Raw genomic sequence first — 26,680 nt, 5'->3', positions numbered from 1 at the left:
CACAGTACCGTGCGTTAATTTCCTGGATGACGCCGCAACTGTTGCCGTAGTATATCGACGTCTGCCTGTTTAAATAATGTCTCATCCTGTTCCCCGTACCGTACGAGATGATAGAGCACCGGATCAACTGTCAGCCCGATCCGCTCTAACCATTCCTTCATCGTCTCTTCCGGTCGACGCCTAGATGAAGCGGGAAGGCGCTGGTCAAATATCTGAATCAATCGACGGACTTCAGAGACATTGTTTGATTGGTAAGAATGTGTATCATTACTCGGCGACGTTGACGGTTTTTGTAAGATGTTCAGCTCCTCTTCAAAAGAGGTATCACCACTTTGTTTTACCGTTCGTTTGTTCCGTTTCCTCTTCAACATAGACGCCAGTAAAATCAACAACCCGATCGTCACGATGGCGCCGACTGAAGCGAGTGCTTTCGGAAATGTCACATCAACAAAATGAGGCATCGGACCAGCGGGAAAAGGTTGCCCCCTCAAATCTGGTGAGCCGAGTGGCTTACGTGGTTTGATGTCGTACTTAAACGCATAGTCAGCCGGTTCATGAATATATGTCGTGTAGAGATACTGCCCGAAGACTTGAAAAGAGGCTGCTAAAAAACAAACGACCAAAATAGCTATCCCTACTTTCCGTTTCATCTCACCCCTCCTTTTTTCCCAAATAATAACATTAAAATTAAGTACTTACAGCATTTTTCTTTCTTTTCAGTCAATTTAGACGTACAGTAAAGACAGACTTTTTTAAGATAGGATGTGGCTAGATGTACTTACCGACGTTTCGACTTGATCAAACAACAGCCCTCGTGACCGGAGCCGGACGCGGCATCGGACGGGCGCTTGCCATCGGGATGGCAGAAGCTGGTGCTGACGTCATTCTCGTCGCCCGGACGGAAGCGGATTTACGGGAGACGGCAAGCCGGATTGAAGCACTCGGACGACAGGCGTTCGTCCTGACGTGTGACGTGACCGACCGGACGCAAGTCGTCGCGACGATCGAAAAAGCCTATACGCTCGTCGACCGGATCGATACGCTCGTCAACAATGCCGGGATGAACATCCGCTCGAAAGCGCTCGACGTCACGGAAGACGAATGGGAGACGATTCAACAGACGAACTTAAAGTCGGCCTTCCTGTTTTCGCAGGAAGTCGGACGCCGGATGCAGGACACGGGTGGCAACATCATCAACATCGCCTCGGTCGCAGGTCACGTCGCTTTGCGGACCGGTGTCGTCTATGCGACGACGAAGGCGGCCTTGATTCAGATGACGAAAGTCCTCGCCCTCGAATGGGGTCCGAAAAATATCCGCGTCAACGCGATTGGTCCGTGGTATTTCAAGACGCCGCTGACGGAGCCGTTACTGGCCGATCCGGCGTACTTAAAAGACATCGTCGACGTGACACCGCTCGGTCGGGTCGGTGAACTGACGGAACTCGTCGGTCCGACGGTCTTCCTCGCGTCCGATGCCGGATCGTACATCACCGGTCAGACACTGTTCGTCGACGGCGGGATGACGATTAAAGGATTTTAAGTACAACGAAGCAACAGGGACTTCCGAGCGTCATGGAAAGTCCCTGTTTGATGTATTACATATTTGATCGGAGGACTTCATGAAAGCATGGATTGGAAAAATCGCAGTCGTCACCGGTGCGTCACGCGGCGCCGGACGCGGGATTGCTTACGAACTCGGGCAAACCGGGGCAACGGTTTATGTGACCGGGCGCAGTACACAGAACGGGACGACCGACAATCGTCCGGAAACGATTGAAGAGACGGCCGCCGGTGTCACGGCTCGCGGTGGCCACGGAATTGCGGTCCGCTGTGACCATACGGATCCGGATGATGTTGCCCGATTGTTTCAACAGATTCAAGCGCAACACGGTCGGATTGATCTGCTCGTCAACAGTGTGTTCGGTGGTTCGGAAGCTTCGCTTCCTCCCGGACAGGGCAAACGGTTTTGGGAACGTCCGCCGGAACACTGGGACGCGATGATGGTCGCTGGACCAAAAGCCTATTTGCTGACGACACGGGCCGCTGTTCCGTTGCTTGAACAAAGTCCGGCAGCATTGATTGTCAACTTGACGTCGTTCAGTCCGAATCAAGCCGCCGGAAACCTGTATTATGATTTGGCGATGCAGTCGATCAACCGGATGACGGTTGTCATGGGTCAGGAACTTCAAGCGTCTCGAATCGCTGCCGTCGCCCTGTGTCCCGGTTTCATGCGGACCGAACGAGTCGTGGACGCAGGATTCGGCAGTGATGCGACCGAAACAACCGCTTACGTCGGCCGGGCCGTCGCCGCACTCATGAGTGATTCGACCGTGATGCACCGGACCGGTCAAGCCTTGTTCGTGTCTGACCTCGCCCGTGACTACGGCTTTACGGATCGGGATGGAACGCAACCGGCATCGTTTCAGCTTTCAGATGAACATTCCACATCTGCACCAACTGTCCGCAGAAAGGACTAAGCATGTATGTATCCAAGAAACGATTACCCCTTGATCGAACAAGCAGTCAAAAGTTTCGGTCTCGTTTTTCACTCACTGGAAGTCCACCCTAACACATTAACGACACACGGCAAACATGGCGATAAACACTACAAAATCTTGATTGATGGTCAATCCTATTCGATTCGTCTGTTACCAGAACAGCGTTATGCCGAATCTGCCCTGTCCCACTCTACACCGGATTTACTTACAGAACAGTTGCGATATACCGATTATTTGCGGGCAAATGGCATCCCGTTCATGAAACGCGTGCAACCAATACATGAGGGACTTTTCACGACAATCCGCGATTCAACCGGAAAGGAGTGGACATGTTGCCTATTTCACTGGCTTGACGGTCATCACGTGACTGTCAATACGATGCATTCCGCTGCTCAAATTGGAACATTAGCCCGTCAAGTGCATGATTTGTCACGCAACTATCAAGGGTTTCACTTTCCATTCGTCGACCATACGGTGGCCTATCAGCGTTGGTTCCATGATTTGCAAGAGCTTTCGTTTTCATCGATGCCGGAATCGGTCCGGGATTCGTTTCAGGAGTATCTGAGTCTTGTCCAACAAAAGATCGATACCGCGAGACCTACCAATCATTCTTCTTCTCAATCGGTCATCTCGACCGACTTGAATTCGCTCAACGTCTTATGGGACACCACTCAACAAATCGTCGGAATTGTCGACCATGAACATATCGGCGCAACGGACCGCGTGCAAAATTTGGCCTGGCTGATCAAATGGTATACCCGGACAGAAGGCATCGCGTCGCATGATGTGTCCGGTCATTTAGCGAAAAGTTTACTTTCCCACTACAACTCCCAGACCGTTCTCGTGCCGGAAGATGATCCGCGACTGGCTTCCTTGCTTTGGCTCTCGGGCTGCTTCAATTTACATTTCGTCGAACAGACGACACATTTGTTGCAAGAAGCCGGGCAACATTCAGAACAATATAATCCGCTGCAGCTTCACTTGGAGACATATCTTCTTCGGGGTGAGCGACTGACCGGTCTGCTAAGCTAAAAAGAAACAAGTCACAGGACTTGTTTCTTCAGTGTGTAAACAAACTTTGAACATGCGATATCGAGAGGCAATCCGTTCGCGCTTCCCTATCTCACCTCGTCTTTAAAGCGATGCAAGACAGATTGCGCGCTAAACCGCCTGCATGCCTGGATTTCATTCACGGCATGCCCTAAGGAGCGTCACGTTTCGTTGACTCCTACGGGAAAAAGTGCGTGTTTAGCGCACTTTTCAGAGGCAGGCAAGACCCTGCTCCTTGTACGTGAGGACAAAGGAGCAACGGCTTGCGCCTCGCCCGAGGAAAGCAACGAAAACAGACGCTTGATCTCCCAGGTAGCACGTTGTCTTCAGACCACACGGAACGGGCTGACAATATTGGATTTTTCAGGCGGTATTCGGCAATCGGCTTAAAGTGAATGTTCAGTGTCTTCTCACGAAATCTGACTTGAATCAATCCATTATTGAAAATCGTAGTTTTCCTAGGTCATTCCATTCCGTTATGTCCCCCCTCCAAAGCGGAAGTACACAAATGCGCCTTCCGGGTGTTTAATTAGGGACGTAATGAAAACACATGGAGGTGCAACACATGATTGAAAAAAATGTAGTGAACGGACAATGGTACGAAACAGAACAAACGATTCCGGTCTTTAACCCGGCAACAAAAGAATTACTCGGGCATGTCCCAAGCAGTTCGGCAGATGACGCTCTACGGGCAGTCGACGCGGCGAGCGATGCCTTCGTCACCTGGTCAAGCTTAACGGCGGATGCGCGTGCCGATAAAATCGATGCCTGGTACCGCCTGATCAATGAACACCGCGACGAAGTCGCTGACATCATGACACGCGAACAAGGGAAACCGTTTGTCGAAGCACTCGGTGAAGTCGATTACGGCAATCAATATGTCCGCTGGTATGCAGAAGAAGCACGCCGGATTTACGGGGAAACAATTCCGGCATCGGTTCCGGGTAAACGCCTGTTCGTCGAAAAAGAACCGGTCGGCGTCGTCGCTGCGATCACGCCGTGGAACTTCCCCGCTGCGATGATCACACGAAAACTCGCCCCGGCTCTCGCAGCCGGTTGTACGGTCGTCTTAAAGCCGTCGGAAGAAACACCTTTCACAGCTCTTCGCCTCGTCGAACTTGCTGAAGAAGCAGGCATCCCGGCTGGTGTCATCAACGTCTTGACAGGTGACGCCGCAACAATCAGCGGTGTCTGGCAAGCCGAACGCCGTGTTCGCAAAATCACGTTCACCGGCTCTACTGCCGTCGGTAAATTGATCATGCGCCAGGCAGCCGATACGATGAAAAAACTATCACTTGAACTCGGGGGTCATGCACCGTTCATCGTCACGGAAAACGCGGACATCGACAAAGCCGTCACACAAGCAATCCGCTCGAAATTCCGCAACGGTGGCCAGGCCTGCGTCGCAACGAACCGCTTTTACGTCCAAGCCTCTGTGCTCGACGCGTTCACGGAGAAGTTCGTCGCGGAAGTGAACAAACTAAAAGTCGGGAACGGTCTTGACGCCGATTCAACGATCGGACCCTTGATTAACGCAAAAGCCGTCGAGAAAGTCAAAGCACACATCGACGACGCGGTTGCGAAAGGTGCCACGATCTTAACAGGCGGTACGATCGATGACTCGGTCGGTTACTTCGTTACACCGACAGTTCTCGCGAACGTCACGGAAGACATGATTTGTATGCAGGAAGAAACGTTTGGTCCGCTCGCACCAATCTCGGTCTTCGAGACACTTGACGAAGTCATCGAACGCGCGAACAACACACCCTACGGTCTTGCGGCGTATGCGTTTTCTGAACGGATCGATGAAGCGCTCCTGCTCGGTAAAAAACTCGAGTACGGCATCGTCGGCTTGAATGACGGCGCGCCGTCTGCTGCCCAAGCACCATTCGGCGGCTACAAAGAAAGTGGACTCGGTCGTGAAGGCGGCGTCTACGGCATCGAGGATTATCTCGAAGTCAAATACTTGTCACTCGGTTAAACCAAAAAGTCCCGCCTCTGAAACAACAGAGGCGGGACTTTTTTAATTAATCGACATATTCATAGAGAACGACGCTTTCGATGTAGTGGATGAAACGGCGCAACTCTTTTTCTTTTTCCGAAGAAAGGTCCCCTTCCTTCGACATTTCGGCAATTTCTTGCCGCTGGACTTCGATCGCCCGTAAGCACAGTTCTTCTTTTTGCTGTTCGACGTCGCCCTTACTGCCGACCGGTGACGCCCACTGCGTATGTTTACCGCGGAGGCGGAAGTAATGTCCTTTGACGCTTTGGACGACTTCCGTCGGATACTTGTCACGGCACGTCTCGAGCCGGTCGATGATGTCGCCGATGACATGTTCATAGAGGGCATGTTCCATCTCCGTCAGACGGATCAGCTCATCCGGTGACAACGTGAACCGTTTACGTTTTCGCATCAGCTTCCGTAACGGCTGATAGAGCCGGACCGTCGATTCGGAATGAATCGCCCGGCGTCGGTGTTCAATCGAGGCAACCGTTTCTTTTTTCAGTAAATCCGGCACGTCATGGTTCTTAAAGAACGCTTTGACGAATTCCGTTTCCCACGCGACGGCTTCAAGGCGCAGTTCCTTCAACTGTTCGTTGTAGACGTTGAGTTCCTGTTCGCTCTTCTCTTCTGCACGCAGCAACCGCAACATGACATGGTATTCGTTCAGCAGGTCAAACGCGACCGGGGAATTATCGGAATTCGTCGCCTGTTTGACTTCCTGAATCGCCCGTAACATCATTCGTTGCTTTTGAGCATTCAAGTCAAGATCCGTTTGGCTGACCGAGCCTTTTGGACTCAGCAACGGTAAGGCAATCGTCGCGAGCACTAACGTAAAGATGATGACGCCCGCCGCGAGGAAGATGATCAACGACCGTTCCGGGAATGCAACACCGGCGTCCGTCAAAAACGGCAACGATAACACACCGACCATCGTGATTGTCCCGCGCACGCCGACGAGCGTCGTGATTAAGTCGCGCTTGAACGAAGGTGGCCGTTGCTCCTCTTTACGAAGAAAGCGATGATCAAACCAATTAAAGAACAGTGTCCAGACTAAGCGGATCCCGAGGATGACAAGACCGATTAAGCTGACGTACCCGAGTAGGCGCCAGTTGTTGATGGCGTCATCAATGAAGATGGCCTGCGTCGCTCCGGGCAATGTCAAACCAAGCAATAAGAAAATGACCCCGTTCAAGATATAGGCAATCATCGTCCAAATGTTATCCGTCAAGACTTGTTCCTGGGCAAAGAACGTCTCCGTCCGTTCCTTGATCAGGGCATGAAGCAAGCCACCGGCGACGACGGCGATGACGCCCGACGCATGAAGCAGTTCTTCCGAGACGAAAAAGATGATGAACGGCGTCAAGATTTGCAGGAGGGCATAAAAGACGACGTCATCAATTCCTGACCGGCGGAGCCGGATCTTCAGCCAGTTCATCACGACGATGATGACAAGGCCGACGACGGCACCGACAGCAAACATATAAACGAATTCAAACGAAGCTTCACGTAATGAGAAATAGCCTGTCATGACGGCCGTGACGGCATAACTAAAGGCGACGAGTCCCGACGCATCGTTAATCAACGATTCTCCCCGGACAAGATTTAAAATCGGTTCCGGAAGCCGGACACGTTTTGCGATCCCGTTGACCGCGACCGGGTCAGTCGGTGATAAAATCGCGGCTAACGCAAAGGCGGCAGCGAGCGGAATGACCGGCAACATCCAGTGGATGAAGTATCCGCCGATCACGGTCGTCAATAAGACGAGCACGATGGCGTTGCCGAGAATCGCCCCGCGCATCTTCCACAGTTGTTCCCGCGGAAAATGCGAGCTGTCGTTGTACAGTAAGGGAGCGATGAACAACAGTAAAAACCATTCCGATTCGACTTCAATCGACAGTTCTTTGATTGATAAAGCAACGAGCGTACCGACGATGATTTGAATCAGGGCCGTCGGAATAAAACGGATGTAATGTCCGATAACGTTCGTCAACAAAATTAAGGCCAGTAACAGTAAAATCAATGATAACGTTTCCATAGTAAATCACTTCCATTCTTTCACTTTTCTCTAGTTTTATCGTACCATAATTTCTTGCTGGCATAGGAGAATCATTCCTTTTTTCAGGCATCATAGGACGCGAGCAGGTCCCTTGCCTGTTTCAGGATTTCTTCCTTTAGTGTTGACGGTTCAAGGACTTTTACGTTTTCGCCCAGTCCAAACAACTGTCGTCCGAGAAACGGTAACTCGGTAACCGGAACAGACCACGTCCGCTGTGCGTTCAGCGGTAAAATCCCTTCAAGCAACCGTTCCCCGAGTGACGTCATTTCCAGTCGGATCGTCACCTGTTCACCTGACTTCACCTGACATTCTGCCTCCTCGAACGTCAGCTGTTCGGACGAAATGGTCGTCGGTAAGACCTGCTCCATCCGGTCGACCCGGTACTGCCGCAGTCCCCGGTCAGTCTGGGCGAGCAGATACCAGCGATTGCGTTCAAACGTTAAACCGATTGGATCCATCAAAATCGTCCGTCGTCCGCTTGTCGTCCGGTAAGTGATTTCCCCTTTGACTTCCGCTTCCAATAATCGCAACACGTCTCGCGTCAACGGAGACGGCGGCGTATCGGGTCGAGCAAAACGGACCCGTCCTTTCAGGCGGTCCATCTTCGCTTCAAGATCCGCCGGCAGTTCATGGAGATACCATTCAGCAAGATTCCCCCGTAACGGACCGAACGGCAGATCGGGAATTTGACCGACCCAGTCGAGCATTAAAAACAAAGTGATCGCTTCCTGTTCCCGTAAGGCAAGTGGCGGCAGCAAACGGTTCGGCAGGACCCGGTATCCGCCCTCTGCTCCCCGCTCGCTGTAAATCGGATATCCGTTTGCTTCAAGTTCGAGTACGTCCCGTTGAATCGTCCGTAACGAGACGCCGCACGCTTCAGCGAGCTCCCGCGCCGTCAACAGCTGTTGCCGATTAAGCAGACGCATCAGTTTCAAATGGCGACCTTTCATACAAAATCCCCTCTCTAATTACGACATCTTTTGTCATAATTATAGCGTAGACTAGAGATAGCTCGAACAAAAGGAGGAGTTATTGATGACTAAAACCGTTTTATATATCGCCTGCAGTTTAGACGGAAAGATTGCCCGATCAAATGATTCGCTCGATTGGCTGTTCGCTGTCGAAGGGGACGGTGATAATGGGTACGCGGCGTTCATGGAAGACGTCGATGCCGTCATCATGGGTCGAAAAACCTTTGACGAAGTCTTGGTCCTCAGTGAGGACTATCCGTACAGTGGACTCGAGAACTACGTGTTGACCCGGCAGAACGATCAACAGTCCGAATACGCGACCTACACGAATGAGCCACTCGATGTGTTGATTGACCGGATTAGTCCGACCATCAACGGCAAGATTTGGCTCGTCGGCGGCGGCGAGTTGATTCAAGAAGCCTTACGGTTACAATTGATTGATCAGCTCGAACTGGCGATCGCGCCGGTCGTCCTCGGCAGCGGGATTCCACTGTTTCCGGAAGGGACGCTTGAGACACGGTTCCGGCTGACCAGCTGTTGTCCGTCCGGTCAGTTCATTATGGCGACGTATGATGTCTTGAAGGGACGTTCTACGCAGATAAAAAACACCTTTGAAACGCTGTAGGCAAAGGTGTTTTTTGTTTTACTTTGTTTTTTGCGTCAGTCCGACGGTGTTCGTCATGACGATGTGGCATCTAATCCGTTTTACCGGAATCCTCCACGACCGACACGATGACATTGCCGTATTTCCGCCCGGAATCGACGTAACGGTGGGCAGCGACGATCTCTTCGAGCGAATATACCGTATCGATGACCGCTTTGATCTTCCCAGTTTCAAACCACTCATTCAGTAAAATCAAATCTTTTTTCAGCGCCCGCGCGACGCCGTGTCCGGCGACTGAACGAAACGCCCCTTTTGCTCCTACGTGCTTACGTGCGGCTCGTTTGTCAATTTTTCCGGACGCGTCAAATACTGTGTCATACGTCGTCAGGTGCGCACCATGTCCTTCTGCTGTATAGTCGACGACACCATCCGCGCCAAGACCTTCCACCAACTCAACGTGCCGTCCGCTGCAGACCGCCGTCACATGAAGTCCGTATTGTTTGGCGATTTGGACGGCAAGCGAACCGACGGCGCCCGAGGCTCCGTAAATCAAGATCGTTTTCGCCTGCTTAAGGTTCAGCTTCCGGAAAAAGTGGAGGACGGTCGTTCCGCCAAACGGAAGACTGGCTGCTTCCGTGAAGCTTGCATTGCGCGGCATCTGCCCGACACAGCTCGTTTCCTTGATACAGGCATACTCAGCGTAACCACCAAAGCGCATCCCGGTCAGGGCATAGACACGGTCGCCGACTTTAAAATCCTGGACACGATTGCCTGTCGCAACGACTTCGCCGGCTAAGACAACCCCTAAAATTGGCTGTCTCGGTGCTTTAAACCCGATGACGACACGCATCGGAAGTTTCCCTGCTGCCGGTACATCGAGTGCCCGCAGACGACGATCACCTGAATGCACGGCGGAGGCATGGACTTTTATCAGCAACTCAGATGCTTTCGGGACAGGCTGTTTTACTTCTCGCAGCTTCAGTACATCGGGCGGACCATATGCAGTACAAATGACGGCTCTCATCGTACCCCTCCTCAAGCTTATTTGTTACTTAAGTAATACGACAAATCGGTACAAACAACCTGCACGGTTCAGGCATTGTGAACCCTGGAATCATCCGATATACTATTGGTAATATATGTATACAGAAAGCGGGTGGATTCCCCTTGTCTCGTGCTACGACGCTCCTAGCTTCATTCGGCATTTCGCAATTCGGCGACTTCATTTACCTTGTTGCAATCAATGTCTATCTCTATCAATTGACCGGCTCCGCCACCGCAGTCGCCGGACTCTGGATCATCGGTCCGTTTGCTGCCCTGTTCACGAAATTTTGGGCCGGCAGTCTGATTGACCGGGCCGATGTACGCAGGTGGTTGATCGGGACGGATTTCATCCGGGCGTTGCTCGTCGCGCTGATTCCGCTCCTGTCGACACTGCCGTTGATGTACCTGACGCTGTTTGCGCTCGCCCTTGTCAAAGCGTTTTTTGAACCTGCTGCGACGACCTACCTGACACAACTCGTGCCAGACACCGGTCGGAAAACGTTTAATGCCTATCGTGGTCTGATCACGTCGAGTGCTTTTTTGATCGGTCCGGCGTTAGCCGGTCTGCTGTTACTCGTCGCGACCACCGATGTCGCGATTTGGATCAATGCCGGCTCGTTTATTGTTTCCGGGATATTACTAGCTTTCCTGCCTTCCGTCTCCCGTCCACCCACTGTCGAGAAATTACGATTCACCGACGTCGTAGCGGACTGGCGCACCGTCGCCCGATTCAGTCGGTCGAACCGGTTTATCATCGTGATTTACGTCATCGGATTGTTGACGATGAGCCTCGCGCTGGCGATGGACGCACAGGAAGTCGTTTTTCTGCAGACCGTCGTCGGACTATCGGTAACCGATTATGGACTGTTGATCAGCTTGACGGGCATCGGTTCCGTGCTCGGCGGACTGACCGTCGCCCGCTTCTCGCGTCGCCTGTCGCTCAAAACGTTGCTCGTCAGCGGATACCTGTTCGTCGCAATCGGTTACTTGATCTATGCGACGGCCACCTCTTTTTTACTCGTCGCGACCGGTTTCATCTTGCTCGGCTTTTTTAATGCCTTTTCCGGGACCGGCTTTATGACGTTTTATCAAAACAATGTGCCCGATGAATTGATGGGTCGTGTAACGAGCCTTTATGGACTTGGGCAAAGCATGCTCCACATCGTGTTGATTTTATTCGTTGGTTTTACGGGAGACCTGTTCCCGCTCCGCTTCACCGTTTTGACGGCGGCCTGTCTGTTGGTCGGACTGAGTCTCCTTCAAAGCATCGCTGTCCTCCTGCCGGGTAAACAACTATATTTTAAAGAAGATTTGCCGGCGAAACACATTTCCTAAACCAGACAGCATGACTTCCTCTTCAGCAATTGACAAATTATGCTAAACTTAAACCCATCTACATAATCAATGACATAATACGAACGGAGTGAATGCCACATGCACATTTTGATTGGACAACCGAAACAAGAAACAGACTTACAACAGTTACGACGAGAGATTGCCGCCTATCCTGACATCGACATCGTGTTGTATCCGGAAGGCTACTGCCGGCAGACCGATCTCGCGACGCTCTGTCAATTAGCAAAACAGTACACGACGATGATCGTCACCGGGTACCGGGACGCCGACCGGTTAGATCGGGCCTTGATCATTAACGAACACGGGGAAGTCATCCTCGACCGGGCAAAAACGCTGGAAGCCGGTCCGCTCTATCAACCGTCGACCGTCGACGATGATGGACAACGGTACGGGTATCTGCTCTGTCGCGAAATCTTCTTAGGACTGGACGGGCTGAAAAACGATACCGTTGAGTTAATTTTCAATCCAATTGGCGTCGGGATGTTCAGTCCGGAACAATATGCCGAGTGGTCCGGCGAAGCAGCCCGCATCAGCCGCCAGCAATCCGCTATCGTCATCGGGACGAGTCATGCCAACGGGTCTTACCGCAACTGCGGCTTTTCGATTCCGACGGCATTTGCGTATGACGCGACCGGCGAAGCGATTTTCCTGTCAAAAGACGATCGACGGACACGGATTCTCGATACGGTCAAAAACACGGTTACCGTCATCGATTCGTTGATTGAGAACAGAACATAATCAAAAAGCCCTCGACCGCTCAAAGTGGTCGGGGGCTTCATTCGTTCATTGATGTTGTTTTTCGTTCTGTTCCGCTGCCTGACGTTGCGTCACGTACTCCTCCCGTAAAATGGAGTACATCTTGACATCATGAAACGTCCCTTTGATGAAAATCAAACGGCGTAACGTGCCTTCGTACGTCATCCCGACCTTTTCCATCACCCGTGCTGAACCGACGTTCGGTTCCATGCACCGTGCCTGAATCCGTTCCAGCTGTAACGCCTCAAAACCGAAGTCCAGCACCCGTTCCACGGCTTCCGTGACGATGCCTTTGCCCCAGAATTGCCGCGATAACGCGTACCCGAGCTCGGCCTGTTTGTTTTCATCAAGCAACAGATGAATGAAATCAATCGTGCCGATCATCTGTCCCGTCGCCTTCCATTCAATTGCCCACGGTGCCTGTTTTCCCTGTTCGTAGTTCGACAGGACGTGCGTCAGGAACTGCTGCGCCTGACCAATCGTCTGATTTGCATTCCACGTCACGTAACGCGCCGTCTCCTCGTCCTGGGTATAGGCGAACAAATCGTCTACGTCCTCTTGGCGCATCGGCCGCAAGAGCAAGCGGTCCGTCTCAAGTGTTGGTAACGTCTTGTAAAATTGTTCAGTAGTCATCCAGGATTCTCCGTTTCTTTTTTTACATTATATACAAAAAAACGAGACAGTACAATTATTGGATAAAAACCGTTTAATCCTTGCACTGTATTTGTACTTCTACTCGCTTGATCGCCGTCGCGTATAATGAAGACATTCAAAAACCCCCGAATCGGAACTTGTATCAAGTGTCCGTCATTCGGGGGTTCCGTACATTATTCAACTATATGTCAAATGACTATTTTGAGACATCTCGTAAATTTTGATGATTTCCTCTTTCGTAATCGGTCGTGGTCCAGTTGTCGTACTCGGTTCACTTCCCGGGAACATTCGTACTACATCTTCGGCCATTCTTTCGAATTGGTCAGACGGGATGTCAACATCTTCAAGCGTCAGATAAGATTCTGTATCTTTCAACCATTCCACGACTTTAACTGAAAGTAACTTAGCTGCTTTCAAATCATCTTCTTCCGTTACACCGAAACATCTTCTAGCTAATTTTGCCCATCTAGCAGGCATCGCTTCTGCCATCACTTTAAGATATGGTGGAATAATGATTGTCATCCCTCTTGCATGCGGTAAATCATAAACAGCACTTAAAGGCATTTCAATTGAGTGCATCGGAATTGATCCCATTCTCCCTAGCGCCTGGAAACCAGACCATCCAAAGATTGAACATAACGCGATTTGCCCTCTGACATCGATATCGGTCGGATCTTTAATGATTTTATCAAAATTTTCTTTTAGTGTTAAAATCATTCCTTCTGTTGCCCGATCTGCAAATTCCGATTCTGCCTGGCTTGATAAATAATGTTCGATCAGATGAGAGAAAATGTCGACACAGCTGTCTTTAGTGATCGAAAGTGGTACAGACGTCAATAACCCTGGATCTACGATGGCAACTTTCGGGTAACGATATGCTGATCTAGAAAAGCTTTTCTCATTCGTTTCAGCATTTGTTAAAACACCACCAGCATTACACTCTGAACCCGATGCCGACATCGTCGGAATCGCAATGATTGGATAAGCGCCTGTGTACTCACGCGGAACTCTGTCCCCTAAGACAACATAGTCCCATGACTTACCGCCAGAAAAACCTGTAGCAGCGATATATTTTGAACCATCGATTACACTTCCACCGCCTAGTGCAATGACGAAGTCACACTGCTCCGACTTAAATATCTCAATCGCTTTATCGATTGTCTGCGCTCGTGGATTTGGTTCGATTCCAGTAAACGTCACAAATTCAATTCCCGCTTCTCTTAACAGGGATTCCACGTTATCAATGATCGGGTCTAAAAATCCACCTCTTTTATACGTCGCGATCATTGCCTTTTTTCCATACGACTTAGCGATTTTACCGATTTCATTGACTCTACCTTCACCATAAACGATTTCTGTAGGGAAATTCCAATTAAAATTATCCATTTTCAATCTCCTTTATTTAAAAGATTTTTAACGTAACAACTTCTTTTTGTTTCACAATACGGAACGGCGTTCCATAAATTAATTATAACGTTTCTTAAAATAAAAATCTACATAAATCCCTTGTATTTTGCGGAATTTCAAAAGCTTTATTACGATATTCAGTTTAAAAACCGCATCTTTTTCTTATAAACTGCCCTCTACTATTTGACCGGCTTCCCTTTACACTCTTACCTTTTCAACTTCTTCGCCATCCCGTCGCACACTTCTGACTTTTTCTACATATTGTGCGGCGTATTCACTAATCAGGTTATAATCCCCGCTCTTCGCCGGGGTTATAAGATTCCCCCCCACCCCTACGGCTACACATCCGTTTTTTATCCATTGATCTACATTGTCTAAACTAACACCGCCGGTCGGCATTATATTTACTTGGGGCAGTGGTGCATGGACCCCTTTAATGAATTCCGGTCCAAAATTGTTCCCTGGAAACAGCTTTACAATATCGACTCCTGCCTCTAGGGCCTGTTTCATCTCTGTAATTGTCATGCAACCTGGCATATACGGTACCTGATACAGATTGCACAACTTTGCCGTAGCTTCGTCAAAACAAGGACTTACGACGAACTGTGCACCTGCTAAAATAGCAATCCTTGCCGTAGTAGAATCCAGAACAGTCCCTGCTCCAATCACCACCGAATCATCGCCAGTAAAGAGTGATCTTAATTTTGAAATGACACTATCTGCTCCATCAACTGTAAACGTTATCTCAATGCCTTTAATCCCTCCCTCCACGCAGGCTTCTGAAATTTTAATAGCTTCTTCTTCATTGTCTGCTCTTATTACCGCTACTACACCACAGTTCGTAATGCTGTTTAAAATCTTTAGTTTATTCATTAAGTTCCCTCACTTTTCAATAATTTTTCATACCACTTAAGAATTTTCAAATTTAGTTTCATTTCCTGTTATTTAGTAAGCCAAATTTTCATCAATCTTTGGTATACTTGAGAAACTAAACAAGTCTTGAAGAGACTGATTTTAAACAGTCCCTAAAACAAAAATACTAAAATAAAGAGGTTGAAGATTTTGTCTAACGTTCAATCATTAGAAAGAGCACTTACTATTTTAAACAAACTGTCAGAATATCCTGATGGCCTTAAAATTTCCCAATTAACTGAACAACTGGACTTATCCAAAAGTACTATTCACCGGTTGTTAACTACGCTGGGAAGCATGAATTATATCGCTAAGGATGCCGAAACAAACAAATACAAACTGGGGTTACAAATTCTTTTCCTCTCTAGAAATATTTCGGACAGCAACGAAATAATACGTGCTGCAAAACCTTTCATCGAAAAACTGTCCAAAGACATAAATGAAACGGTTCATTTATGCATAGAAGATCGTGGTGAAATTGTTTATATTGATAAAATCGAAAGTAACCACACAGTCCGAATGTTTTCACGGATTGGTACACGCGGCCAAATGTACTGTACAGCCGTAGGTAAAATCCTGCTTTCCGGAGTAACTCCAAGTTATTTTGAGGAAGTTGTTGAAAAAATTGATTTTGCTCCACGAACTCCAAACACGATTACATCACAAGGAGAATTCCGGCTAGAAATCGAAAAAGTAAAACAGCAGCAATATGCACTGGATAATATTGAAAACGAAGAAGGTATTCGTTGCATCGCTGCCCCGATCTACAACCATAAAGGTGAAATCATTGCTAGCTTTAGCGTATCTGGTCCTAGTAACCGGGTAACGATGGATATGATCGAAGATACTTTGATTGATAAAATAAAAGATACGAGTTTAAACATTTCGCAAACACTTGGTTTTACGAATGTTAACTAGTTTTCAATGATTCATACGATAAAAGTAAAGAAAACCGTTGAACACGGTCATCTTTACTTTTTTTCTACATTGTCAAATCAATTGCATTGCCTGCCATAAATTCTCCTAAACGTCTACGATCAGGCAATCCGTCATTGTCCCCAGGTGACATTACCGCCAACGCACCGATAGCAGTTCCCCGTCTTACTGACTCTTCCAGTGATAATCCTTCCAAGATTCCGCTTATCACACCTACTGCAAAACCATCCCCGGCACCGACAGTGTCCACCACTCGATCAACCGGATAGCCATCTGTATAAAATTGATTTCCTTCCGAGCTAGTGTAGGCTCCATCAGCTCCAAGCTTCATCACGACTGTTTTAACCCCGAGATTATGATAAAATCTTGCAATGGCTTCAATTGACTTTTGTCCTGTCAATATTTCCCCTTCGCCAACACCGGGTAGTACGATATCCGCCAAAGAAGCTAACTCATTGACGACTTCAACCATCTCTTCTTTACTGGACCAAAGACCGGGCCGTAAGTTTGGATCATAAGAAACTTGAATACCTTTCATTCGTGCTTTTTGCATCAAGGTGTAGACCATTTCTCTGCAGTCTTTAGATAACGCAGGTAAAATCCCTGTCACATGAACGTGATCAATTGCTTCCAAATCCAAGTGTCGGATGGTTTCCGCATTCATATGTGATGCTGCAGAATTTTTTCTCGCTGAGAACACTTCTGGATCAAATTTGCTTACCTTTTGTTTCCACTGCATTCCTGTTTTATAGGTTTCGTCATACGTTATATGACTCGTATCAATTCCATTCTCGAGTAAAAAATTCTCAATCGTTTTTCCGAACGGGTCTTGACCTAGTTTCGTGACGTATGTCATCTCATGTTCAAGACGAGACATCCCGATTGAAAAGTTAACTTCCGCCCCAGCCACAAAGCGGCTAAAGTTTTCAACATTTTCAAGTGGACCTTCTTGTTCGGCAACAAACAATGCCATAGGTTCTCCAATAGTTACAATTCTACTCATCATAATCTCTCCTTATTATTTAAAAGGTTTTTCTCTGAATTTTACGATTGTAAGACTTCTTTCATCTCTTCCGGATGATTTTGAGGGTCTTGGTGATCCTGATTTTTGTTTTTATTTTTCATATACTTGGCCCAATAGGCAGTTAAAATCGGTACTAAAATCGAAGTTACGATAACTGAAGCTGCAACTAATGCTGTAGCAGATTGTGCAATAGGAAGGAACTCCGGCTTCATCGTCGCGATAATCATCGGGTTTGCAACTGCAGCTCCCGCCGTACTAGAAGCTGCCAATCCTGCAGTACCGTTACCTCCCCCAATGAATTTGTCTGCCAGCATCAATGGAATACCAGTCACAATGATGACTAAAACCCCTAATATCACTCCACCCAGTCCTGTCTGCAGAATTACTTTTAAATCGATTGCATTACCTAATGCGAATCCAAAGAAAGGAATCATTACGTGTGATGCTCTACTGAAGAAGTCTCGCACATCACTATCCAGATTCCCCAGTATAAAACCAACCAGGAAAGGCAATACTGCGCCTACAAAAACATGCGGTTCAAAAGCAGCTACTCCTGTAGATCCTAAAATTAGCATGGTCACTAATGGACCCGACTCGATTGACATTAAAACAAATGCACCGGCTTCTTCTTTAGAACCGTATTGTTGCATGATTGATGCGTACAGTCCTCCGTTTGTCATATCCATCGCCGCAATTAAAGCTAAAACCGAAAAACCTGCAAAAATGCCTGTTTGGATACCATCAACCGGAATAAAGGACGATGCAATAACAGCAACTACCCACGCTACGGCAATTTTAGTTAGTACAAGAGTTCCAGATTTTCTTAATACTGTACCGGTCGCTTTAATATTTATTCCTGTTCCCATACAGAAGAACCAAACCGCTAAGATTGGAACGGTCCCCGTCATTAAGCCGTTCGTAAAGGAACCAAAATATTCACCGGATCCCGGGGCAAACGTGTGAATAAGTGCTCCGAGGAACAACGGAACTAACATTAAACCACCGGGAATTTTATTAAGTGTCTTCATAATTTTCATTTTTTACACACCTTTCATAATTGATTTAAATGCTAAATTTCATTGAAAAGATTATTTGGTTACTCCAATGCAGATTACCGCCAATATTGATAACGCTTTCAAAAATATGTTTTTTAAAATTTCAGCCGCGAGTGACCACCCATGATCTATCCGGTGTATGTGACTCCTTCTCTACAACAACGTTTTTAACTTTAAGAACGAAATAACTACCTAGATATTTTTGATCTGCTTCCAAAAATTCTTCTACATTCATCAATTCAGATTTATTTAAATAGAAAAGCGTATCTTCTTCATCATAACGACCAACTGAATACGGAGAAAAACCTGTTATTTCTAAATCGGCTAAGACTGTTTTTAATTCCTCTTCTAGAATATCCGTACTTTTAAGGTTGTTAATTTCCAGTAATCAAGTTAGCATCGTCTCACATGAACCTTTAGCGTTCAGACACTCATCGCATTTCCTCTAATTTTACTGGAATCGCGTCACTGATTGTTTTATTGTCGCCTGCCATCCCCCAAACAAATGCATAATTACTAGTTGCCGTACCGCAATGAATTGACCATGGAGGTGAAATCACTGCTTGCTCATTTTTCAGAATGACATGTTTTGTATTACGCGATTCCCCCATGAAATGAAATAACCGTGCATCCTCGTCCAAATCAATATACAGATACACCTCAGTTCTCCGATCATGTGTGTGTGTAGGAACGGAATTCCATACACTTCCTTTATCGAGTTGAGTCATGCCCATGACAATCTGGCAACTTTGAATGCCTTCCTCGTGAATAAAGCGACGAATCACACGTTGATTGGCATTATTTACAGTGCCCAACCGATCTCCCTCAATTGAACGAAAAGATACATGTTGAACGGGGTATTCTTTATGCGCCGGTGCTGAAAAAATGTAATACTTTGCTGCGTGTCCAGAAGATTCGCTTGAAAATACTAGTTCTTTTTTTCCTAACCCTACATAAAGGCAGTCCTTGTTTTCCATATCGAAAGTTTCACCATCGACGACAATCTTTCCTTTGCCCCCAACATTAAATATTCCGACTTCTCTCCGATCTAAAAAATATTCTGATTGCATCTGATCCGTACCTTCTAATAAAATCTGAGCATCCTTCGGTGTAATGCCTCCAATGATTATACGATCATCCATTGAATAAACTAGTTTAGTTTCATTTGATACAAATAACTCCTCGATCAAATAATTTTCCCGTAACTCCGCTGTACTAAAATCTTTAACTTGGTTTGGATGAGTCGAATATCTTGTTTCCATAAAAAAATACATCTCCTTTAGTTTCTGAATTTTAAACGCGAAAAGACAAATCTAATTTAAAATGAAGGCGTTTACAAAAAAGATTAAAAAAATAGTTTTTGTTCCGTATTGTGAAACGCTGTTCTACATAATGATTATATAATGCTGTTTTAAAAAAAGCTAGCGAATTAATATTGTCAAAATTATGAATGTAACTTGTGTATTTTTTCACTAATACGTAATTAATTATCCATATATAGGTTTTAAAAGGTGAGCTACGTCCTCATCAAACCTCTCTTGAATGCAAAAAAACAACAAATCTTTTTTAATGGATGATTGGTCGGTAGGAGATTGTTTTACTTAATCGTTACTTTTTTAAACAAGCATATTTGCTTGCTATTAATAGTAGAACTATTTCGATGTAAGTAAAAATCCGGTTGGAAGTGATCATATAACTCTTGAGTACATAAAACTATTTTTTACAATGCGTGCTAATTCAAACTAAAATGAACGGGGCTTCTGTATGTTTTATGTAAATAGAACGCTGTTTTGTTTTTTTTATTGTTAAGCAATAAAAAAATAGGAAATACACATTCAAGTGAACCTCTAGATTAATTATTTTTTAATTTTTTTACCTTTCATGAATAAAAACGTGAATCATAATTTGTACTTTTCTAATTTCTTGTTTTCTTATTTCTCATTTCCCATCTATAAAAAATCCGTTTGCGTTTGGAAATAATAAACAGTATATTTAGACTGAGTATTCTGATAATTATTTCCAAATTAAACAGGAGAAGGAGTGTTTCTATGATGACGACTCAAAAACGCTTGCTTTCACTCGCTACAATCACCGTCCTTACCGGAGGAGCTGTCTTTGCTTTTACGAATACAGATGGATTCAATACGCAGGACGAAACGGTATCCGATGTTGCAGCGACTGACACTACCGTCACAAAAGTCAGCACTTCCCGAGTATCGGGTACCCCGTCAATCCAAAAATTAATGAGTGCCGGGATGGTCCAGACGTATCCGGGCGATCCTGCACTAAAGAAAAACTCTTTCCGTGTTGATCCAATCGTTTTATCTGCCCCAAAAGAATTGAAGCTGAAAGAAAAAGACGGGTACCGCTACATTACGGTTCCGCTCATTCTACACAATAAAGAAGGTACGTCAGACGGCTATAGCGTCTATCGTCCGAATGCTTTCTCGATTAACGACGGTCACGGGCATGACTATGCTCCGGTCGACTACATCAGTCATAACAAAAAAGCCTGGAAGTACGAACATCAATACATCGCTCCGAACCGTCTCGTGATGGATGTCGTCTACCACGTCCCAAAAAATGCCAATACGTTCGTTATGTTTGCGTCAAGCGATGCTTTCCCGAAGACGTATACCGTCAAAATCAGCATCGATTAACATGCTGATCTTTTCTACCCTGATCGGTTAAAACGACGGCCGGTTCCGATTCGGAATAGGCCGTCTTTCATATCGCTACACGTAAAAGGAGGTGGACGCCTATGATGTCCTTCATTTGGAACTCATGGTGGCGAAACAAAGAACGGTTCATCCTGTTACTCGTCGGTGTCCTGATTGTCAGTACAGGACTGAGCTATTTAATCGGGACGACCCAAGCGAACAATGGGACCGTCGTTGACGAACTGCAAAAACGCTGGAACTCGTCATATGATATCGTCGTCCGGCCGCCGGGAAGCCGGAGCGTAACGGAAGACTTACATTTACTCGAGCCGAATTATATGAGCGGTCTCGACGGCGGCATCACGATGAAACAGTATCAGACAATTAAAGACATCACGGACGTCGAAGTCGCAGCGCCGATCGCGATGATCGGAAATAAATCGACAGGCTCATCCGTCGGGACGCACACGTTTGATGACCCCGGCGTCTATAAGCTGACGATCACCGATTATCAAAATACCGGTCTGCAGGTCGACAAGTCGACGACGGTCCGTTATTTAGCCGCCGGCTGGGACGCGAGCGGCGATACGAAACAATCCGGCGTCTCACCGATCGGTCTCGGAAAACAACCGCTCGACGAGTATGGCAGTGATACGATGATTGCCGGGATTGATCCGGAAGCGGAAGAACAACTCGTCGGGCTTGATCAAGCGACGAAAAAGTCGGACCACAGCCGTTATTTCACGGATGAAGACGTCGTGACGGCGCTCGAGAACGTCGATATGATTCCGGTTTTGATGAACGAACGGGATTACATCGATGCGTCCCGGACCTATAAATATGAAAAACTTGATTTACCGCTGATTGATGACTCGATGGTACCGACGATTCAAGAAGTCACGAAAAAGGGCGGCAAAACATACTTAGACAAGCTCCCTACCGTCGATGAAAAGCCACAGACGTATAAAATCACGACGGCGCAAGTCCAAAAACAATTCATTCATGATATTTTGAATAATTCATTACCTGAAAAATACAGCGGCTACTCGGAATGGCTGATTCTCAAGCCTTCACCAATCACCTATCACTCCGTCGAGAGTCCCTATCCGTCACGCTGGCCGTTCACCTATCAGGTCGAACCGAAGCTGATCAACCCGGATTCTTTGCTTGCGAAACGCAGCATGTACCGGGCAGCACGCGAGTTCGGGACGTCGAGTGATGACTGGCCGCGGATCAACCCCTATTACATCGGAGTATTTGATCCGAAGAAATTGAATTTATCGAAAGATCCGCTTACGGAACTGCCGATGGAAACCTATTTCCCGGCGAAGGCACAGTGGGTCATGGATAAAAATGAGACACCGGTCAACCCGCCGCGTGACGTCAAACCAACAAACGACCCGTACGACTTCATGACGAAACCGCCTTCGATGTTGACGACGCTAGACGCTGCTTTCAAGATTCGCGGCAAAAAAGCCATCTCCGTCATCCGGGTCAATGTCAAAGGCATCGATACGATGAATGAACAAAGCGAGAAAAAATTACAGGCCGTCGCGCAGGAAATCGAAGACAAGACCGGACTGATCACGGATGTGACGCTCGGTTCGTCACCGCAACTGGCACTGACGTATCTGCCCGGACTTAAAGACCAGTCAGCACTCGGGTGGGTCCAGCAGCCCTGGATTAAACTCGGTTCCTCGATGGCGATTTTCCAGGAAGCGAAAGTCGGGATGAGCGGTGTCATCGCAAGCGTCATTTTGGTGGCACTCGTCTATGTCTTCAGCTCGAATATCATCCTGCTTTACGCCCGAAAAAAAGAGTTTGCGATTTTACTGGCCATCGGCTGGCGGCCGCACCAGCTATCGAAAATGCTGTTCCTCGAAGCAACGTTACTCGGGTCTCTCGTCGCCTTCATTGCCTGGACGATTCTCGGGACGTTTTGGCTGACGACGGACCATCCGATTGCCCTTGTCCGAATCGTTCTGATCGGTCTCGCCGGACTGTTGATTTACTGGGGCGGCACGTTCGTCCCGATGCTGTTGATCCGGAAGATTCAACCGTACGAAAGCATCCAGGCGGGAGAAGTCTCGCGGGGACGTCGTTTCGTCCGTTCGCAGTCCGTCCTCGGCATGAGCGTCAATCAATTAGTCACGTACTGGCAACGGACATTACTGTCGCTTGTCGCAATCGCCTTACCGACCAGTTTGTTCATCTTCTTCCTGTTCGTCACGTTCCGGCTCAAGGGGGTCTTGTATGCGTCCTGGCTCGGCGAATTCGTTGCCCTTGAAGTCGGCATGATGCATTATGTCGCGATGGGGGTCGCCCTGCTGATTGCCATCTTGACGACGACGGAAATCATGTGGCAGAACGTCAACGAACGGAAATCACAGCTCGCCGTGCTGAAAGCGACCGGCTGGCGTGATGGGATGATCCGTCAACTCGTCTTGCTTGAGGGGGTCATGACCGGTCTGTTTGCCGGATTGATTGGTCTTGCCGTCTCGCTCGGGTTGATTTACAAGATGTACAATCAATTCCCGACGGCCGAGCTCGGATTCCTGAGCCTGACGCTGTTGATTCCGATTACGACCGGGATCATCGGTGCCTTATTACCGGCCTACCGCGCGGTTAAAATTACACCGAATGCAGCCATCGGGAGCGTCGCCGTCAATGCCAAGGCGACGGAACGCCGCTTCAAAGTCGCGCTTGGAACAGTCGGGACCGCGCTTGTCGTGGGTGTCGTCGGACTATTCTTCTTTGCGACGACGAGTGAAGTCGAGCACCCGGCGGCCGAGCCGACAAGTCAAACAACTGAAACGACGACAGGGACGAAGCTCGCCGATTTGACCGCCAAAAAATCGACCGCCATACAACCGTCGAAACAGGAAACGGCAAAAATCGAAAAGCTGATGAATCAGGGGCTGCTCAAAACGTATCCCGGTGACCCGAAATTAAAGGATGCCACCTTCCGTGTCGGGAAACTGTTAGACCGCCCGCCGGCTGAACTCAAACTGACACAGCAAGCCGGTAAACGCTACATCACGCTCCCGTTGTTTTTGCATGACCCGGATATTACAGAAGATGTACTCGGCTCCTACAGTCAATATAAACCGGACCGGTTCACGCTTCAGGATGGGAATGGGCATGTCTACGAGACGGTCGATTACGTCAACCGCAATGAGAAGGCCTGGAAAAACAGTTACCAGTACTTTGCTCCCTATCAATCAAGGGTCGATCTCGTCTACGAAGTACCGGAAACGGAAAATGTCTTCGTCATGTTTGCGTCAAGTGATGCATTCGCAAAACCGACTACTGTTAAAATCGAACTCAATTAAAAAACAGTACTTCTACCCGTTGCTTGATGCGCGAGTAGAAGTACTGTTTTAGTTTGCCATCCGTGTTTTTTTGCGTAGATTGTCGTCCGTCGGGTGACTCGGATCCGTCCGCATGATCCGCAATTCCAGGTATTGCTTTAAAAAGGCAATCAACAGCAGAGCCAGCAGAAGAACGATTAAAACAGATATACCCCAATAATTAGGGATCCATGCCTGAAGCGCAATCAATAAAGGAACGGGAACGAAACCGAACTCGACCGCGTAACGGAAACGAATCAGCCGCCGTGCTGCTTTGATGCTTGATAGGGCACTGATCCGCCTTGCCTCGCCGAGCAGTAACAGTCCATGGATGAGGACGAGGATGACGAGCAGTGGAACAATCCATTCGTCGGCACCTGTTTGAACCAAGCCGTACAAACAAAGTGCGACGACTCCTACCAATGCCAATCGTTTAAAAAGATTCCGCTTGCTTTCCTGCTGCATGATTAGAATTTTCGTTTGTTTTTCCATTTTGTTCATCCCCTACTCAAAGTCATCTGGCTTTCAGGACAGGTGTTTTACTTCGTAATTCTTTTTTCGTCGGATGGGCTGGGTCAAGCACCGTCTGCGTTCGCTCGAGATAGATGTCACCGATAACGAAGGCTGCAAGTCCGATAAAGTAGCCGATAAAACTTGGCAAAGGCGGTAGTTCGAACCGGATTAATAGCGGGAAGAAAAAAGCAATCAGTCCGATTAGAGCAAAATCAACCGCGTAACGGAGTCGGATGATGTTGCGTGCTGGTCGGCTGTCTGAAAATACACTGATTCGTTTCGCTTCAATCCAGTGCAAAACACCGTGTGCCAGGAAGCTAACCCCGACGAGGATTTTCGGCCAAATTGCTGTCTCATATTGAAGAAGTGCAAAGATACTAAAACCAAGCATTACAGCAAAAATAATGCGAACGAACGCGATGCGTTCCTTTTCTTCACGGATACGTTGAATTCTTCGTCTTTTTTCCATCATACTCACCTCATGTATACTCTACGTCAATCGGCAAAAAAAGTTCTAATTTTTTACAAACTTTCGGCTGGGACATCAAAAATTACCCTTTATAACCCTTTTCCACCTTGCGGGTCGAACGTCAACAAGCGTTCCATTCCCGTGATAAACGGGCGTGCCTGCTCAATCAGGCTCCGCGTCGCCGGAAGTTCGAGTGACGCCTTGTGCGACGCTTGATTCGTCCAAATTTCGTGGACGATGACCGTGTCCGCTTCTTCTGATACGCTGACGATATAATGGAGACATGACGGCTCGTCTTCGAACGAGGCTGCTGCTTCAAGTAACAGCTCCACCAATTTTTCTTGCTGTCCCGCCGTCGTCGTAAATTTCCCAAAAATCCCGTAACTCATCCTGATTCCTCCTCATTGTTTCTTAAGTTCCTTTTGTATGCATTCATAGCTTGAAACATTTTCCTTGCCGTGCCGTAGAACAGACTAGCATCGACTGACTTCCAGGAGGACTTACTTTGACGACACGTACGAAACGAATCGTATTATCACTCTACTTACTTTTGTTCGGAATGACTCTGTTTGGTATCTTCTTTGAACAGACAGGCGCTACTTTCTTTTCGGTCGTCCAACTCGGCGTCCTCAGTTATTTTTATTTTGAATTGCTGAGTCAGAATACGCACCACTCCAGTCCATCGAAAGAACAGGACATCATTCACCGGAGTACACGGCTCCGTTTTCGGATCATCCAGATTTTGTTATTTCTGTTGATCGGCATCGATTATTTATTTTTCGAGCAGACCGATTTGTTGCTCGTTAGCGCTTTTTCGATTTCGATTGCGGTACCGGCCATCATCCGTTATGTCCGTTTGCGGAAGAATAACCACTTAAAGGAGGAGAACGATGTCTAACCGCAGTTCGCTCGTCAGCTTGACGACCATTTTGACCATCATCCTGCTCAGTTTATTTTTATCAAAATCAGGCGAGAATACGCCCACTTCTAAACGATCAGAGTGAAGCCCTAGTGAAAGTGGGAGATGAATCGCCAAGCTCTCTTTCGGGTATATCCTTTGTAAGGAGGTGAACATCATGTTGACTCACAAGGCCTACAAATTCAGAATCTATCCGACAAAAGAGCAGGAAATCCTGATCGCGAAGACGATCGGTTGTTCACGCTTCGTCTTCAACCACTTCTTGGCGAAGTGGGATGAAACGTATAAAGCGACAGGTAAAGGGCTGTCTTACGGGTCTTGCTCGAAAGAAATTCCGTCGTTGAAGCAGGCGTTCGACTGGTTGAAAGAAGTCGATAGCACGTCTGTGCAAGCGAGCGTCAAACATCTTGCTGATGCCTTTGACCGCTTCTTCAAGAAGCA

General features: G+C 47.6%; 25 protein-coding genes. 12 read left to right on the top strand and 13 right to left on the bottom strand.

What is annotated here, in order from left to right; translation table 11 throughout:
• Positions 1 to 14: 14 nt before the first annotated feature.
• A complete protein-coding gene (locus KNP98_RS12445) occupies positions 15 to 650 on the bottom strand; it encodes a hypothetical protein (protein ID WP_088837044.1) in 636 nt (211 codons plus the stop codon).
• 122 nt (positions 651 to 772) lie between these two features.
• Between KNP98_RS12445 and KNP98_RS12440 the strand changes: the two genes are divergently transcribed.
• The 4 genes from KNP98_RS12440 (at position 773) to KNP98_RS12425 (ending at position 5,529) form a co-directional block, all read left to right on the top strand.
• Entirely contained in the window at positions 773 to 1,540 is a 768-nt protein-coding gene (locus KNP98_RS12440) for an SDR family NAD(P)-dependent oxidoreductase (RefSeq protein ID WP_088837043.1), read from the top strand.
• Positions 1,541 to 1,619: 79 nt separating this feature from the next.
• Positions 1,620 to 2,477 (top strand): SDR family NAD(P)-dependent oxidoreductase, encoded by an 858-nt coding sequence (locus tag KNP98_RS12435; protein ID WP_214803634.1) that lies wholly within the window; start codon positions 1,620 to 1,622, stop codon positions 2,475 to 2,477.
• Between the two features lie 6 nt (positions 2,478 to 2,483).
• Complete coding sequence (locus KNP98_RS12430) at positions 2,484 to 3,530, top strand: phosphotransferase (protein ID WP_214769291.1); 1,047 nt, start codon at positions 2,484 to 2,486, stop codon at positions 3,528 to 3,530.
• A 583-nt stretch (positions 3,531 to 4,113) separates the two neighbouring features.
• Entirely contained in the window at positions 4,114 to 5,529 is a 1,416-nt protein-coding gene (locus tag KNP98_RS12425) for an NAD-dependent succinate-semialdehyde dehydrogenase (protein WP_029329917.1), read from the top strand.
• Between the two features lie 46 nt (positions 5,530 to 5,575).
• Here KNP98_RS12425 and KNP98_RS12420 read toward each other — a convergent pair whose 3' ends face one another.
• Positions 5,576 to 7,588 carry a Na+/H+ antiporter gene (locus KNP98_RS12420; RefSeq protein ID WP_214811596.1) on the bottom strand — a complete coding sequence of 671 codons (2,013 nt, stop codon included), beginning with the start codon at positions 7,586 to 7,588 and terminating at the stop codon, positions 5,576 to 5,578.
• An 83-nt stretch (positions 7,589 to 7,671) separates the two neighbouring features.
• Positions 7,672 to 8,559: a helix-turn-helix transcriptional regulator gene (locus KNP98_RS12415; RefSeq protein ID WP_214811593.1), complete on the bottom strand. Its 888-nt coding sequence runs from the start codon at positions 8,557 to 8,559 to the stop codon at positions 7,672 to 7,674.
• Positions 8,560 to 8,644: 85 nt separating this feature from the next.
• Here KNP98_RS12415 and KNP98_RS12410 point away from each other — a divergent pair, with 85 nt between their 5' ends.
• Positions 8,645 to 9,205, top strand: a complete 561-nt coding sequence (locus KNP98_RS12410; protein ID WP_214811590.1) for a dihydrofolate reductase family protein — start codon at positions 8,645 to 8,647, stop codon at positions 9,203 to 9,205.
• A gap of 70 nt (positions 9,206 to 9,275) precedes the next feature.
• Here KNP98_RS12410 and KNP98_RS12405 read toward each other — a convergent pair whose 3' ends face one another.
• Positions 9,276 to 10,208 carry an NAD(P)-dependent alcohol dehydrogenase gene (locus KNP98_RS12405; protein WP_214811587.1) on the bottom strand — a complete coding sequence of 311 codons (933 nt, stop codon included), beginning with the start codon at positions 10,206 to 10,208 and terminating at the stop codon, positions 9,276 to 9,278.
• A gap of 143 nt (positions 10,209 to 10,351) precedes the next feature.
• Between KNP98_RS12405 and KNP98_RS12400 the strand changes: the two genes are divergently transcribed.
• A complete protein-coding gene (locus tag KNP98_RS12400; RefSeq protein WP_214811585.1) occupies positions 10,352 to 11,563 on the top strand; it encodes an MFS transporter in 1,212 nt (403 codons plus the stop codon).
• Positions 11,564 to 11,662: 99 nt separating this feature from the next.
• Positions 11,663 to 12,322: a hypothetical protein gene (locus KNP98_RS12395; RefSeq protein ID WP_214811583.1), complete on the top strand. Its 660-nt coding sequence runs from the start codon at positions 11,663 to 11,665 to the stop codon at positions 12,320 to 12,322.
• 45 nt (positions 12,323 to 12,367) lie between these two features.
• Here the strand turns inward: KNP98_RS12395 and KNP98_RS12390 are convergent, their stop codons facing one another.
• The 3 genes from KNP98_RS12390 to KNP98_RS12380 form a co-directional block, all read right to left on the bottom strand.
• A complete protein-coding gene (locus tag KNP98_RS12390) occupies positions 12,368 to 12,973 on the bottom strand; it encodes a GNAT family N-acetyltransferase (RefSeq protein ID WP_214811581.1) in 606 nt (201 codons plus the stop codon).
• Positions 12,974 to 13,171: 198 nt separating this feature from the next.
• Positions 13,172 to 14,380, bottom strand: a complete 1,209-nt coding sequence (locus KNP98_RS12385; RefSeq protein WP_214765949.1) for an iron-containing alcohol dehydrogenase — start codon at positions 14,378 to 14,380, stop codon at positions 13,172 to 13,174.
• Between the two features lie 219 nt (positions 14,381 to 14,599).
• Complete coding sequence (locus tag KNP98_RS12380; protein ID WP_214808105.1) at positions 14,600 to 15,274, bottom strand: bifunctional 4-hydroxy-2-oxoglutarate aldolase/2-dehydro-3-deoxy-phosphogluconate aldolase; 675 nt, start codon at positions 15,272 to 15,274, stop codon at positions 14,600 to 14,602.
• A 189-nt stretch (positions 15,275 to 15,463) separates the two neighbouring features.
• Between KNP98_RS12380 and KNP98_RS12375 the strand changes: the two genes are divergently transcribed.
• The gene (locus tag KNP98_RS12375; protein ID WP_214811579.1) at positions 15,464 to 16,231 is read left to right on the top strand and encodes an IclR family transcriptional regulator; all 768 of its coding nucleotides are present in this window, start codon (positions 15,464 to 15,466) and stop codon (positions 16,229 to 16,231) included.
• 64 nt (positions 16,232 to 16,295) lie between these two features.
• Here the strand turns inward: KNP98_RS12375 and KNP98_RS12370 are convergent, their stop codons facing one another.
• The 3 genes from KNP98_RS12370 to kduI all read right to left on the bottom strand — a co-directional run bounded on the left by KNP98_RS12370 (position 16,296) and on the right by kduI (position 19,590).
• Complete coding sequence (locus tag KNP98_RS12370) at positions 16,296 to 17,252, bottom strand: sugar kinase (protein WP_214765943.1); 957 nt, start codon at positions 17,250 to 17,252, stop codon at positions 16,296 to 16,298.
• A gap of 41 nt (positions 17,253 to 17,293) precedes the next feature.
• On the bottom strand, positions 17,294 to 18,310 hold the full coding sequence (kdgT, locus tag KNP98_RS12365; RefSeq protein WP_088837029.1) for a 2-keto-3-deoxygluconate transporter: 1,017 nt from the start codon (positions 18,308 to 18,310) through the stop codon (positions 17,294 to 17,296).
• A gap of 449 nt (positions 18,311 to 18,759) precedes the next feature.
• Complete coding sequence (kduI, locus tag KNP98_RS12360) at positions 18,760 to 19,590, bottom strand: 5-dehydro-4-deoxy-D-glucuronate isomerase (protein WP_214765941.1); 831 nt, start codon at positions 19,588 to 19,590, stop codon at positions 18,760 to 18,762.
• Positions 19,591 to 20,379: 789 nt separating this feature from the next.
• On the opposite strand from kduI, the gene KNP98_RS12355 reads away from it, so the two are divergent.
• Complete coding sequence (locus tag KNP98_RS12355) at positions 20,380 to 20,988, top strand: hypothetical protein (RefSeq protein WP_214811577.1); 609 nt, start codon at positions 20,380 to 20,382, stop codon at positions 20,986 to 20,988.
• Positions 20,989 to 21,089: 101 nt separating this feature from the next.
• Entirely contained in the window at positions 21,090 to 24,320 is a 3,231-nt protein-coding gene (locus KNP98_RS12350; protein WP_214811574.1) for an ABC transporter permease, read from the top strand.
• A gap of 48 nt (positions 24,321 to 24,368) precedes the next feature.
• Here KNP98_RS12350 and KNP98_RS12345 read toward each other — a convergent pair whose 3' ends face one another.
• The 3 genes from KNP98_RS12345 to KNP98_RS12335 all read right to left on the bottom strand — a co-directional run bounded on the left by KNP98_RS12345 (position 24,369) and on the right by KNP98_RS12335 (position 25,709).
• Positions 24,369 to 24,830 (bottom strand): hypothetical protein, encoded by a 462-nt coding sequence (locus tag KNP98_RS12345; RefSeq protein ID WP_214811571.1) that lies wholly within the window; start codon positions 24,828 to 24,830, stop codon positions 24,369 to 24,371.
• A 22-nt stretch (positions 24,831 to 24,852) separates the two neighbouring features.
• A complete protein-coding gene (locus KNP98_RS12340) occupies positions 24,853 to 25,320 on the bottom strand; it encodes a hypothetical protein (RefSeq protein WP_088837024.1) in 468 nt (155 codons plus the stop codon).
• Positions 25,321 to 25,409: 89 nt separating this feature from the next.
• On the bottom strand, positions 25,410 to 25,709 hold the full coding sequence (locus KNP98_RS12335) for a putative quinol monooxygenase (protein ID WP_214811568.1): 300 nt from the start codon (positions 25,707 to 25,709) through the stop codon (positions 25,410 to 25,412).
• A gap of 116 nt (positions 25,710 to 25,825) precedes the next feature.
• Here KNP98_RS12335 and KNP98_RS12330 point away from each other — a divergent pair, with 116 nt between their 5' ends.
• Complete coding sequence (locus KNP98_RS12330; RefSeq protein WP_214765933.1) at positions 25,826 to 26,218, top strand: hypothetical protein; 393 nt, start codon at positions 25,826 to 25,828, stop codon at positions 26,216 to 26,218.
• A 178-nt stretch (positions 26,219 to 26,396) separates the two neighbouring features.
• The coding region (locus KNP98_RS12325) for a helix-turn-helix domain-containing protein (protein WP_214811250.1) at positions 26,397 to 26,680 on the top strand (284 nt) is incomplete at its 3' end.

The sequence above is a fragment of the Exiguobacterium sp. s127 genome, assembly GCF_018618695.1.
GTDB lineage: Bacteria > Bacillota > Bacilli > Exiguobacteriales > Exiguobacteriaceae > Exiguobacterium_A > Exiguobacterium_A oxidotolerans.
Note: the sequence above shows the minus strand (reverse complement) of the source record. Positions and strands in the feature narration are given on the sequence as shown.